The 11774-nt window shown below is 70.7% G+C and carries 11 protein-coding genes; 5 read left to right on the top strand and 6 right to left on the bottom strand.

Annotated elements, in window-relative coordinates:
- Positions 1–365: 365 nt before the first annotated feature.
- The 4 genes from FJ251_09055 to FJ251_09040 all read left to right on the top strand — a co-directional run bounded on the left by FJ251_09055 (position 366) and on the right by FJ251_09040 (position 6423).
- Positions 366–3071, top strand: coding sequence for a hypothetical protein (locus FJ251_09055; protein ID MBM4117877.1), 2706 nt, complete (start codon positions 366–368; stop codon positions 3069–3071).
- A 97-nt stretch (positions 3072–3168) separates the two neighbouring features.
- Entirely contained in the window at positions 3169–4665 is a 1497-nt protein-coding gene (locus tag FJ251_09050) for a GWxTD domain-containing protein (protein MBM4117876.1), read from the top strand.
- Positions 4565–5812 carry a DUF1028 domain-containing protein gene (locus FJ251_09045; GenBank protein ID MBM4117875.1) on the top strand — a complete coding sequence of 416 codons (1248 nt, stop codon included), beginning with the start codon at positions 4565–4567 and terminating at the stop codon, positions 5810–5812. The genes FJ251_09050 and FJ251_09045 overlap by 101 nt, the downstream gene beginning before the upstream one ends.
- A 275-nt stretch (positions 5813–6087) precedes the next feature.
- Complete coding sequence (locus FJ251_09040; protein ID MBM4117874.1) at positions 6088–6423, top strand: hypothetical protein; 336 nt, start codon at positions 6088–6090, stop codon at positions 6421–6423.
- On the opposite strand, the gene FJ251_09035 is transcribed toward FJ251_09040, so the two are convergent.
- The 6 genes from FJ251_09035 to FJ251_09010 form a co-directional block, all read right to left on the bottom strand.
- Entirely contained in the window at positions 6398–6898 is a 501-nt protein-coding gene (locus tag FJ251_09035) for a methionine-R-sulfoxide reductase (GenBank protein ID MBM4117873.1), read from the bottom strand. The genes FJ251_09040 and FJ251_09035 overlap by 26 nt on opposite strands.
- A 104-nt stretch (positions 6899–7002) precedes the next feature.
- Entirely contained in the window at positions 7003–7749 is a 747-nt protein-coding gene (locus FJ251_09030; GenBank protein ID MBM4117872.1) for a protein-L-isoaspartate(D-aspartate) O-methyltransferase, read from the bottom strand.
- Between the two features lie 116 nt (positions 7750–7865).
- Positions 7866–8210 carry a DNA-binding protein gene (locus FJ251_09025; protein MBM4117871.1) on the bottom strand — a complete coding sequence of 115 codons (345 nt, stop codon included), beginning with the start codon at positions 8208–8210 and terminating at the stop codon, positions 7866–7868.
- 152 nt (positions 8211–8362) lie between these two features.
- The gene (locus tag FJ251_09020) at positions 8363–9286 is read right to left on the bottom strand and encodes a hypothetical protein (GenBank protein MBM4117870.1); all 924 of its coding nucleotides are present in this window, start codon (positions 9284–9286) and stop codon (positions 8363–8365) included.
- 12 nt (positions 9287–9298) lie between these two features.
- Positions 9299–9505, bottom strand: a complete 207-nt coding sequence (locus tag FJ251_09015) for a DUF1573 domain-containing protein (GenBank protein MBM4117869.1) — start codon at positions 9503–9505, stop codon at positions 9299–9301.
- A 125-nt stretch (positions 9506–9630) separates the two neighbouring features.
- Positions 9631–10947 carry an inositol-3-phosphate synthase gene (locus FJ251_09010; protein MBM4117868.1) on the bottom strand — a complete coding sequence of 439 codons (1317 nt, stop codon included), beginning with the start codon at positions 10945–10947 and terminating at the stop codon, positions 9631–9633.
- Between FJ251_09010 and FJ251_09005 the strand changes: the two genes are divergently transcribed.
- Positions 10883–11774: LysR family transcriptional regulator (locus tag FJ251_09005; GenBank protein ID MBM4117867.1), on the top strand; the 892-nt coding region annotated here is incomplete at its 3' end. The two genes, FJ251_09010 and FJ251_09005, sit on opposite strands and share 65 nt — an antisense overlap.

The following is an 11774-nucleotide window of genomic DNA, read 5'->3' as shown; positions in this document are numbered from 1 at the left end:
CGGCCCTGGGCATCAACCGCGGGCATCGACTCCGGTACGCTAGCTGAGACGATGGCCATCGGCAGCGGGCGAAGCCGAGCGAACCTGATTGACACAATTTCCGCGGCACAACCTTCCCGAAGCTCGCGCGGGCCGAAGGCTGCGGCGCGGCGCCGAGGCCGACGCCGTCGGCTGCCGCGCGCAGCCTGCGGCGGGAACGCGGCCGAGAATCTCGTCACCCTCTGCAGCGCCTGCCACAAACTGGCGCACGAGCAGGGCAATGTGTTATCCTTGAAATCCCAACGTTGAGGCCGGGACGGCAGCGTTCCGGCCCGCGCGTTTGTGCTTCGCCACCGCCCTTCGCCCTCGAGCCCCGGAGTGTCCCCATGCCCGGTCGTCGTACGCTCACGCCCGTCGTCGCCCTTGCTTGCGCCCTCATCGGCGCCGCCACGGCCTTCGCCGCGCCGGCCGACCTCGACCTCGACCTCAGGGCCCGGCTCGCGGAGAGCCGCGCCGCCCGCGCCCGCGAGGCCGAACTCAAGCAGCGCAACGCCGAGCGGCAGCTCCTGGCGCTCTTCGAGCGCACCGTCAACCAGGAGCAGTACGATGTCCGGCAGTACGACCTCGCGCTGAACCTGAACCCGACGACCCAGACGCTCACCGGCACGAACATCATCACGGCGACAGTCGTGGGCGCCGCGATCAGCACGCTCGAGCTGGACCTTGCCACGGGCATGACCGTCACCGCCTGCACGGCGGGCGGCCAGCCCGTCGCCTGGACGCACAGCGCCGGCCTGCTCAGAGTCACGCTCGACCATGCCTATGCGAACGGCGATGAGATCGAGGTCGTCGTGAACTACACGGGCAACCCAGGCGGCGAGGCCTTCGGCTGGGACAGCCACCTGGGCCAGCCGATGATCTGGACCCTGAGCGAGCCCTTCGGCGCGCGCCAGTGGTGGCCCTGCAAGGACCTGAACACCGACAAGGCCGAGACGATGCGCATCAAGGTCACGGTGCCCAGCAACCTGATCGTCGCCTCCAACGGCAAGCTCATCTCGGACGTGAACAACGGCAACGGCACGCGGACCTTCCACTGGTACTCCAACTATCCGATCGTGCCCTACCTCGTCTCGCTGGCAATCCACCCCTATGCGGTGAATTCGGACTGGTACACGCCTCTGGGCGGCGGCGCCCCCATGGAAGTGCGCTTCTACGTCTACCCCGACGACGTGGGCAACGCGGCCGGGCCGAACGCCGAGGTCGTGGGCATGCTCGAGGCCTTCGTGCCGCGCTTCGGCGAGTATCCCTTCGTGACCGAGAAGTACGGGCACGCGCAGTTCCCCTGGGGCGGCGGCATGGAGCACCAGACCTGCACGAGCCTGGGCGGCTGGTGGCAGAGCGTGATCGCCCACGAGCTCGCCCACCAGTGGTGGGGCGACGAGATCACCTGCGCGGACTTCGGCCACATCTGGCTCAACGAGGGCTTCGCGAGCTGGGGCGAGGCCGTCTATTACGAGTCGCTCGGCGGGGCGGCCGCCTACCAGCAGTACATGGACGGCATGGCCTACTACGGCCCGGGCACGGTGTTCGTCGAGAACCCCTACACGGAAAATATCTTCGACGGCAATCTCAGCTACGACAAGGGCGCCTGGATCGTCCACATGCTGCGCGGCGCCCTCGGCGACGCGGACTTCTTCGCCGGCCTCGCCGCCTACCGCGCGCAGTACGGCGGCGGCAGCGCCACCACCGAGCAGCTGCGCGACATGCTCGAGGGCGTGAGCGGCCGCGATCTGGACGCCTTCTTCCAGCAGTGGGTCTACGGCGAGTACTTCCCCGTCTACCGCTATGCCTGGACGGCGATCCCCGGCGGGGTGCAGGTGGACGTCGAGCAGATCCAGACGAACACGGGCCTGTTCACGATGCCCATCCAGCTGCGGGTCACGACGGACCTGGGCGTGACGAACTTCACCGTCGAGAACAGCCTGGCCAGCCAGAGCTACGCGCTCGACGTGGCCGGCACCGTCGAGAGCGTCGCGCTCGACCCCGATCACTGGATCCTGCGCCAGGTGCAGACCACGGTGAACAACCCGACCTTCGCGGCGGGCATCCTGGTGGTCAACGGCGTCGACTGGGCGACCTACTCGCCCGACATCCAGAACGCCTACCTGGCCGGCGCCTTCTGGGGCGACAACGCGTTCGACTTCTGGGACACCTTCCCCGCGCCGGCAGGCGGCTATCCCGTGAGTCTCCCGCCACCGCTCGGGCACGGCAGCGTGCCGGCCGAAGTGATCGGCCAGTACTCGACGGTCGTCTGGGTGGGCAACAACTTCAACGGCGATCTGCCCAAATGGCAGGAGACGCCCATCCTCTCCTACCTCGAGGTGGGCGGCAACGTGCTGCTCATCAGCCGCATGGGCGAGGATTTCCTGAGCGGCGCCCTCGCGAACTACCTCGGCATCACCTTCAACGGGAGCGGCACCCTGGGCAACTACCTGGCCGTCTACCCCGGGCTCATCAACATTCCGCTCACGGGCACGCAGAGCTTCGTCGATGTCTTCTCGACCGCCGTGGGTCCGAACAGCACGCTGCTCTTCCGGGTGACCTCGGGCTTCGGCAGCGCCCGCGGCGTCGGCGTGCACGCCCAGCCGCCGGGCGGCGGCTCGCATCGCCCCGAGGGCGGGCGGTTCGTCTATCTCGCCGGGCGGCCATACCGGATGGACTTCGGCGCCCTGCGCACGAACGTCGACTTCGTCCTCGAGCATTTCTTCGGCGAGCCCTGGACGACCACGGGCGCGCCGGGCGAGACGCCGCTCGCGGCCTTCGGCCTCGCCGGCAACTTCCCCAACCCCTTCAACCCGAAGACCACGATCGCCTTCGACCTGCCCGCCGCGGGGCGCGCACGGCTGGCGATCTACGACGTCGCCGGGCGCGAGCTGCGCAGCCTCGTCGACGGGCTGCAGCCGGCCGGCCGTCAGCAGGTGGACTGGGACGGCCGCGATGCGGCGGGCCGCGAGGTCGCGGCGGGCGTTTACCTGGCGCGGCTCGAGGCCGCGGGGCGCCGCGACAGGCAGCGCTTACTACTGCTGAAGTAGGCGATGGCCGCCGCGGCCGGCGAGCCATCATCGCGTCGCACTTGCCTCGGCGGACCGCGCGGGGTAGATTTCGCCCGCCCCGGAAACGAGGTTGGGGATGCGTGCGGTGGGAAGCTGCGTGGGTCTCCTGCTCGTCTTGGCAGGCGTCACCTGCGGACCGGACATTCGCGAGCTGAATCTGGCCGTGCGGGAGGGCCTGCCCTACCGGCCGCCGATCGTGCACCCGGCATTCCCGGACGATGGCGCGCCCGACTCGCTGCGCCTCGCGCTGCAGGCAACCTGGAACGACCTCGAGGCGCTGTTGTCGCCGGCGGATCTGGAGGCCCTGGGGCGCCTCAAGAGCTGGGCGGCGCTCGACGGCTGGCAGTCGGCATTCTGGGCGCAACGCGATCCGGTGCCGACCACACCCGAGAACGAGCGACGACTCGAGCACGTGCGACGCCTCGCCGAGGCCCGTCGGCGCTTCGCGAGTCCGAAGCCACCCTATTACGACGCACGCGGTCGCTTGCTCGTCCTGGGCGGTGAACCGGATGGCGCCCTCATCGGCGAAGCGGATGTCAGCGAGGAAGGCTACCAGCCACCCGTCGAGGTCTGGCGGATGGACGACCGACTTTTCGCCTTCCAGAGCTTCAGCAACAGCGGCCTCTTCACCCCGAGCGGCATGGATGCGTCTCGCGAAGGGCTATTCCTCGCGCTGTCGGGGAGCCAAGCCACGATGGCGGAGATGCTCGCGCGCGCTGAAGACGCCAGCGACCGCACCCAGCTCGAGCGCTACGAGTACCAGCCGCCCGGACCGCGCGTGCCCATCGCGGTCAGCGCGGACTTCTATCGTGCGCCTGAGGAGCGCGGCGGCGGCATTTTGCTTCGCCTCTACTATGCCTTCCCCGGTGAAGGCCTCGCGGCGCTCGTCGACAGTGTCGCCGGGGATCGCCGCTGGCAATTCCGGGAGGCCTGTGCCCTCGTCGATCCGCGTGAGCGGCGGATCCGTGCGAGCAGCTCCCGCGATTGGGAGCTGCCCGTGCCTGCCTGGCGGGAGCAGAGCTCGATCACCGGCCTGATCGAGCGCTGCGTGTCGCCGGGGGACTACCTCCTGACGGTTCAGGTCCTCGACCGTGGCGGCCCGGCGGAGGCGATTCACCAGGACTCGCTGCGCGTCCCCACCTTCCCACCCGATTCGCTCGCAATCAGCGACTTGTCGCTCTTCCGCGTCGACACCGGTGGTGACCAGCAGCTGCAACCCGGACGCCCCGCGCCTTCCCGCCGCTTCCGGCAGGGCGAGGCGATCGCCCTCGTCTGCGAGATCTATGGGCTCGGCCAGGGGCCGGGTCGCGAGCATCGCTTCGCACTGCGAACCGCCATCCAGGCACGCGGCCGGGCCTCGGCGGCGACGACACTCAGCCAGCTGGGGCACGGCGACCGCGCGGAGATCTCTCTCGTCCTGGACACCGGCGAGCTCGACCCCGGCGACTACCGGCTGAGCGTTGAAGTTCTCGATGAGGAGCGCCGGCTCTGGAGCATCGATCCGGCGCGGGCGCGAGCAGGACGCGGTCGGGTCTTCACCGTACTGCCGGCGACTACCGGCGAGTCACCCTGAGCTGGCAGGAAGTGCCGCAGCAACCGGACCATCGCTTGCGAGGAGATGGCACTCCGTGCTCTGCTCGGCGCACTCAGGCCCGGAGGTCGCCATGCGCCGCTTCGTTCTCGCCCTCGCCCTGCTCGCCCTCGCCGTCCCCGCGGCGGCCACCTTCTCGATCGTCGCCTACGACCCGGAAACGGGCGAGCTGGGCGTCGCCGTGCAGTCGAAGGTCTTCGGCGTCGGGCCGCGGGTGGCCTGGGCCCGGGGCGGCGTGGGTGCCATCGCCACCCAGGCCCAGTCGAACGAGTCCTTCGGCCCAGAGGGGCTGCGCCTGCTCGCCGCCGGTCTGGACGCCACCGCCGCGCGCGACACGCTGATCGCGCGGGACGCGGGGCGCGATCTGCGGCAGCTCGCCATCGTCGACGCGACGGGCGGGGTCGCCGCCTGGACGGGTCCCGGCTGCAGCCACTGGGCGGGAGACGCCCAGGGCGTCTCCTTCAGCTGCCAGGGCAACATCCTCGTCGGCCCGGCCGTGGTCGCCGAGATGGCGCGGGCCTTCAGCGAGAGCAAGGGCCGGGAGCTGGGCGACCGCCTGATCGCGGCGCTCGAAGCCGGCCAGGCGGCCGGCGGCGACTCGCGCGGCCAGCAGTCGGCGGCCCTGCTCGTGACGCGCGTCCACCCGGACTATCCCGAGTACGCCGAGCGCTACATCGACATCCGGGTCGAGGACCACCCGCTGCCCATCGCCGAGCTGCGGCGCCTGTTCACGCTCTACGAGGCGCAGGGACTGGTGCAGGCGCATCTGCGCTTCTCCGAGTGGCTCCAGGCCAAGGGCGACGCCGCCGGTGCGCGGCGCGAGAGCGAGCGCGTCGGCCTCCTGCTCCTGCGCACCGTCGAGCGCCCGGACGCCGACGCCGGCACCCTCAACGCGCTCGCCTGGTTCGCGGCCACCCACGACCTCCACCTCGAGGCGGCGCTCATCGCCGCGCAGCGGGCCGTCGCGCTCGAGCCGAAGGACAGCAACATCCTCGACACCCTCGCCGAGGTGCTGTTCCGGCGGGGCGAGACCGCCAAGGCGATCGAGGTGGAGACGCGCGCGCTGGAGCTGAACCCAGAGGACGCCTATCTCAAGGAGCAGCTCGCGCGGTTTCGGGGCGAACGCTAGGCCGGCGGCAGCGGGAACCACCAGGTCATGGTGATCATCGGTACCGGGTAGAGCATCTGGCTCCGGTAGCCGCGGAATTCCTCGGGGTCCCAGCCAAGGCGCGCGAAGATCGCAGCGAGCTGGCGACCGTAAGCCGGCTGGTCGCGCACGAGCAGGCGAACCGGGAAGTTCAACAGGTTGGCCCGCGACTCGTTCTGAAGCGCGTTCGCGCGCCGTCGCCATCCGCGGCGGAGGATTCTCCCGGAGTTCAGGTCCAGAGCCTCGGCGATCGCGGCATGGCTCTCGGCCAGCGTGGAGATCGTGTGCTGGCCGCGGCGGACGATCTCGACGCCCTCGGCGGCGAGCGCTGCCGAGCCCGCGAGCAGGTAGTCCGTGGGGGCCTCGCTGCAGCGAAGCGCCTGGACCAGGCGGCTCGCGAGGCTCTTGGCGATGCCGAGTTCGCGGGTCAGCCGGCTCGGCCGCTGGATGCCTACCGTGATGGCGTCGACGAGGGGCAGCAGGGCGGCGCGCAGCTGCTCGGCAACCGGCGCGATGCGCTCGGTGAAGCTCGCCGGCTTTGCCGGATTGGGGCTAGTTCGCGGCGTTTCAAGGGGCCCGCGTCTCCGCCGTGATTACCGGCGGCAGCTCCTCGCCCTCACGCACGAACTGCAGCGAGAGCGAGTTGACGCAGTGCCGGGTGTTCTTGGCCGTGAAGCCCTCGCCGAGGAAGACGTGGCCGAGGTGCCCGCCGCAGTTCGCGCAGAGGATCTCCGTGCGCCGGCCGTCGGCGTCGGTTTCTCGGCGGACGGCGCCGGGGAGTTCGTCGTCGAAGCTCGGCCAACCGCAGCCGGCGTCGAACTTGCTGCTCGCGCGATAGAGCGGCGCGTTGCAGCGCTTGCAGAGGTAGCTGCCCGCCTGCCAGAAGTCCTCGTAGACGCCGCTGCCCGGGCGCTCCGTGCCCTTGTGGAGGATCACCCGGGCTTCTTGCTCGGTGAGTGCGTTGTACTTCACGTCGGCATCCTCGACCGGTTCGGGTGTGGATTTGGCGGCGCCGAGCGCAGCCAGGCTCAGCGCCAGAGCCACTGCGATGCGCCGGGAGCGCGACATGTCGTCCTCCTCGCGTCGGCGGTCGTGCCTCGATAGATAAGACCGCCAGCGGCGCGGACGCAAGCCACCGCGCTACTCGGCCGGCGGCCGCCCGCCGCGCGACCCTAGCGCTGCTCGGCCTCCCCGGTCATCGGCACGAAGCGCACGGGCAGGACGCTCTCCCGCTCGAAGACGGGGCCCGTGGGCCCATCCTGGAGCGCCCGGCGGTGCACCTGGAGCTCCTGGATGCCCTCGCCGACCGGAATCACGAGGCGGCCGCCGGGCAAAAGCTGGTCGAGCAGCGGCTGCGGCACGTGGTCCGGCGCCGCCGTCACCAGGATGCCTGCGAAGGGCGCTGCCTCGGGCCAGCCGCGATAGCCGTCGCCGATCCGCACCTGGACTCGCTCGTAGCCCAGGGCGCTCAGGCGCTCGGCGGCCTGGCGGCCGAGGCTCGCGATGATCTCGATGCTGTAGACCTCGACGCCGAGCGCAGCCAGGACGGCGGCCTGGTAGCCCGAGCCCGTCCCCACCTCGAGGACGCGATCGCCGGGCCTCACGCGGAGGAGTTCGGTCATCAGGGCGACGATGTAGGGCTGGGAGATCGTCTGGCCCGCGCCGATCGGCAGGGGATGGTCGGCGTAGGCCTCGTCGGCGAGCCTGGCGGGAACGAAGCGGTGGCGAGGGACGGTCCGCAGCGCGGCCAGGACCGCCGGATCCCGCACGCCGCGCGCTTCGATCTGCCGGCGGACCATCTCCGCGCGTTCGCGCGCAGTGGGATCGGCCGTCGGCGCCGGCGGCGCTTCGCCCCGCGCGGGCCCGGGCAGAAAGGGCAGAACGACGAGCAGTGCCAGTCGGCGCAGCGTAGCGCGCATTGGACACCTCCACGGCCGCCCTCAGTATAGCCGCGATCCGGCGGGGTGGAAACGACGACCCCCGGCACCGCCTCAGGAGCGCCGGGGGTCGCAGCATCCTCGCACGAGGCGAGAGACTAGAGCATGTCCTTGACGGCCTTGAGCGGGCGGATGCGCACGGTGCGCGACGCCGGCTTGGCCTTCTGGGGCACCATCTCGCCCGTGAAGGGATTGCGGATGAGGTTGCCGCCCTTGACGGCGGCCTTCTTCACGAGGGTCATCTTCATGAGGCCGAGGAAATTGAAGGTGCCGTGCTTCTTGACGGACTTCAACATCACGTCGGTCAGCGCGTCGCAGACCAGCACCACGTCCTTGCGCGTCATGCCGGTCTTCTCGGCGACGCTGCGGTAGACTTCGTTCCGCGTCGGCGGCTTGATCCCCGCGGGCGCGGCTGCTTTCTTCGTCGTCTTCTTGACTGCCATTGCAATGGTCTCCTTGGCGTTTTCGCGGAAGGACAAGCCGCTTCCGTCACGGCGCCGATCATAGCGCGCCGGGCCGCGATTGGAAGCGGAAATGCGGCCGCAAGGCCCGTTTTTCGGCCCCAGGAGCGGCTTTCCCGCCGCGCGACTCCCGCCTAGTAGTCCCCGGCGCCGGGCGCGCGGCCCCCGCCGCGCCCCGGCTGGCCGATGCGGACCTCGGTCTGGATGCGCAGCAGGGGCTGATCCGGCCGGTCGGTCTCCACGCGCAGCCAGGGGCGGTAGACGCCCGCCGGCATGTCCGGCGGCACCGTGACGGTGATGGCGTAGACCTCCCCCGGCGTCAGGGTGCTGAGTTCGGCCCGCAGGTAGGGATCCTCGAGGTGGAGGGCGGTGATCCGGAAGGGCGGGCCGCTGCGGCGGCGGATCTCGAGGCTGCCGGAGGCGCCGATGCCGTGGTAGCGCGCGTCGATCTCCAGCCGTGCGGGGCAGGCGAGCCCGGGCAGGAGTTCGCCGAGCACGGCCAGCTCGATGGCCGGCACCTGCGGGTCGTCCGTGCTCAGCACGACCCTCTCGTTCAGGGGACCCGGCGCTGCCTCGGGCAGGAGCCGGATCTCGACGCGCCAGGCGCCGCTGTCGACGGCAGCGGCCGCGGGCGGCGGCAAGAGGCGCACGGCGAGCGAGGCCTCGCCCCGCCCCGCCGGCGCCCCGGAACGCGCCGCCTCCTCGCCCGGATCGGCGCCGGGCGCCGGATTGATCGCGGCCGCGAGCAGGCGCAGGGCCTGCGGTGGCCGGGGCGCGACCGTCGCCACGAGCAGGGTGTCGGTGCCCGCCGTCAGCTCGCCGAGGGAGAACACCCGCGGCTCGACGAGAAAGCGACTGCGGACCGTGGCGGAGAGGCTCAGGCGCGTCTTGGGTCGGCCGGGATCGTTGCTGGCGACCGTGAGCACCTTCGCCCAGCGGCCGAAGCCGAGCGGCGTCAGCGTGACGAGCGCCTCGCCCTCCTCGCCCGGCCCGAGGCGCACGGGGCCCGGGATCCATTCGCCGCCGCTGGCCGCATCGTCCACCGCGCTGACCAGCACGGCCGGGCAGGCTCAGCCGCCCTTCGCTTCGAGCACGCCGCTGCCCTCGTTGCGGAAGCGGAAGACATGGGTGAGCTGCGCGCCCTCTTCGACCTCGCCGAAGTCGTGGCTGGTCTCGGTGAAGACGATACGGGGCGGCGCTTCGGCGGCGCGGCCGGGGGCGTCAGCAAGGGCCAGCGCCAGGGCGGCGGCGGCCGGGTGGAGGCGGCGACGGTCCATGCGCGCAAGCTAGCGGGGCCCGCCAGCGGCCGTCAAGGTCCGGCGGCCGGCTGGCGACGACGGGATAGGCCCCGGGGAGTCGTCCCCCGGGGCCCTCTCACCCTTGCGATTGCCGCACGCAGGGCCTAGTCGTAGTACTCGGTGCCGAGGTGGGTGATCAGGTCCTCGCCCATCAGGTGGCGCAGGTTGTTCTTCAGCTTCATCAGCTGGATGAACAGGTCATGCTCCGGGTAGAGGCCGGCGGCCGCCTGCGGGCTCTTGAAGTAGAAGCTCAGCCATTCCTGGATACCCTTCAGGCCGGCCCGCTTCGCCATGTCCATGAAGAGCGCGAGGTCGAGCACGATCGGCGCCGCGAGGATGGAGTCGCGGCACAGGAAGTTGACCTTGATCTGCATCGGCAGGCCCAGCCAGCCGAAGATGTCGATGTTGTCCCAGCTCTCCTTGTTGTCGGCGCGCGGCGGGTAGTAGTTGATGCGGACCTTGTGATAGAGGTCGCCGTAGAGTTCGGGGTAGAGCTGCGGCTGCAGGACGGTGTCGAGCACGGAGAGCTTGCTCTCTTCCTTCGTCTTGAAGGAGTCGGGATCGTCCAGCACCTCGCCGTCGCGGTTGCCGAGGATGTTCGTGCTGAACCAGCCGCTGACGCCGAGCATGCGGCTCTTGAAGCCGGGCGCGAGGATCGTCTTCATCAGGGTCTGGCCGGTCTTGAAGTCCTTGCCGCCGATGGGCACGCCCTCGCGGCGGGCCAGCTCGACCAGCGCCGGGATGTCGACCGTGAGATTGGGCGCGCCATTGGCGAAGGGCACGCCCTCCATGATCGCCGCATAGGCGTAGACCATGCTCGGCGCGATCGTGGGATCGTTCTGCCGCATCGCCTGCTCGAGGCTGGCGATGCTCTCGTGCGCCGGGCCGGGCTTGAGGAAGACCTCCGTGCTCGCGCACCAGACCATCACGAGGCGATCGCAGCCGTGCTCCTGCTTGAAGGCCCGCAGGTCGGCGCGCAGCTGCTCGGCCAGCTCCATCCAGCTCGCGCCTTTCTTCTTGTTCGGGCCATCGATCTTCTTCACCCACTTCTGGTCGAAGACCGCCGGCATCGGCTTGATGCCGATCAGGAAGTCCTTCACGGCCTCGATCTGCTCGTTCGGCAGCACCCCGGCCTTGAGCGCGGCTTCGTAGGCGTTGTCGGGGAAGATGTCCCAACCCCCGAAGACGAGGTCCTCCATCGCCGCCAGCGGCACGAAGTCCCTGATCAGCGGGCTGCGGTTCTCGGTGCGCTTGCCCAGGCGGATGTGCGCCATCTGCGTCAGGCTGCCGAAGGGACGCCCCTTGCCGCGGCGGGCCAGCTCGACGCCGGCGTAGAAGGTGGTCGCCACGGCGCCCATGCCGGGCGTGAGAACGCCCAGCTTGCCGCGGGCGGGCTGGATCGAGCGGGGGCTCGTGCTCATTGCGGATCACCTCCGGAAAGGGACGAGGGCCAGGATAGCGCCTCTTGACCAATCACTCCAACTCATTGTAGTAATCGACAACATAAGACCTGCTAATCGGGGCTTGCCCATGGAAAGACGCCAACTCGAGTGCTTCCTGGCCGTCGTGGAGGCGGGCAGCTTCCATGCTGCGGCAGGGCGGCTCTTCGTCACCCAGTCCGCCGTGAGCCAGGCCCTGAAGGCGCTGGAGGAGGAGCTGGGCGAGCCGCTGCTGCACCGGCCGGCCGCCGGCCGCAGCGGGCAGCTTCAGCTCAGCGCGGCGGGGCAGCTGCTGCTGCCCATCGCGCGGGACATCCTGCGGCGCTTCGCCGAGGGCCGGCAGGCGATCGTCGAGCTGCGCGGACTGCTGAGCGGGCGCCTGGCCATCGGCGCCGTCGACGTGGCGGCCGTCTACCACCTGCCCGACCCGCTGCGCGCCTTCAAGCGCGCCCACCCGGCGCTGGCGATCTCCGTGCGCGTGGACGGCAGCCGCGCCCTGACCGCGGCGCTGCGGGAGGGGACGCTCGATCTGGCCTTCGTGCTCGCCGCCGAGACGCCCGCGGGGCTGCAGGGCCGCCCCTTCCGCGACGACCCCCTCGCCGTGGTCGCGCCGGCCGAGCTGCTGGCGAGCCTGGGGCCCCGACCCACCCCGGCCGCCATCGCCGAGCTCGGCTGGATCAGTTACCCGCGCCGCTCGGTGAGCCGCGGACTCATCGAGGCCGCCTTCGCAGCCGCGGACCTGCCCTATCCCGTGCTGATGGAGATCGATCGGCCGGAGGCCATCCTCCAGCTCGTCCGGGCCGGACCCC

This window comes from bacterium, assembly GCA_016873475.1.
Lineage (GTDB): Bacteria > Krumholzibacteriota > Krumholzibacteriia > JACNKJ01 > JACNKJ01 > VGXI01.
The sequence above is the reverse complement of the archived record's forward strand: the minus strand, read 5'-3'. Positions and strand labels throughout refer to the sequence as shown.

Coding starts and splice junctions, on each gene's coding strand:
- FJ251_09040 (MBM4117874.1), top strand. CDS start 6,088: ATGGCTCTCGGCCAGCGTGGAGATCGTGTGCTGGCCGCGGCGGACGAT.
- FJ251_09035 (MBM4117873.1), bottom strand. CDS start 6,898: ATGTCGCGCTCCCGGCGCATCGCAGTGGCTCTGGCGCTGAGCCTGGCT.
- FJ251_09030 (MBM4117872.1), bottom strand. CDS start 7,749: ATGCGCGCTACGCTGCGCCGACTGGCACTGCTCGTCGTTCTGCCCTTT.
- FJ251_09050 (MBM4117876.1), top strand. CDS start 3,169: ATGCGTGCGGTGGGAAGCTGCGTGGGTCTCCTGCTCGTCTTGGCAGGC.
- FJ251_09045 (MBM4117875.1), top strand. CDS start 4,565: ATGAGGAGCGCCGGCTCTGGAGCATCGATCCGGCGCGGGCGCGAGCAG.
- FJ251_09025 (MBM4117871.1), bottom strand. CDS start 8,210: ATGGCAGTCAAGAAGACGACGAAGAAAGCAGCCGCGCCCGCGGGGATC.
- FJ251_09010 (MBM4117868.1), bottom strand. CDS start 10,947: ATGAGCACGAGCCCCCGCTCGATCCAGCCCGCCCGCGGCAAGCTGGGC.
- FJ251_09055 (MBM4117877.1), top strand. CDS start 366: ATGCCCGGTCGTCGTACGCTCACGCCCGTCGTCGCCCTTGCTTGCGCC.
- FJ251_09015 (MBM4117869.1), bottom strand. CDS start 9,505: ATGGACCGTCGCCGCCTCCACCCGGCCGCCGCCGCCCTGGCGCTGGCC.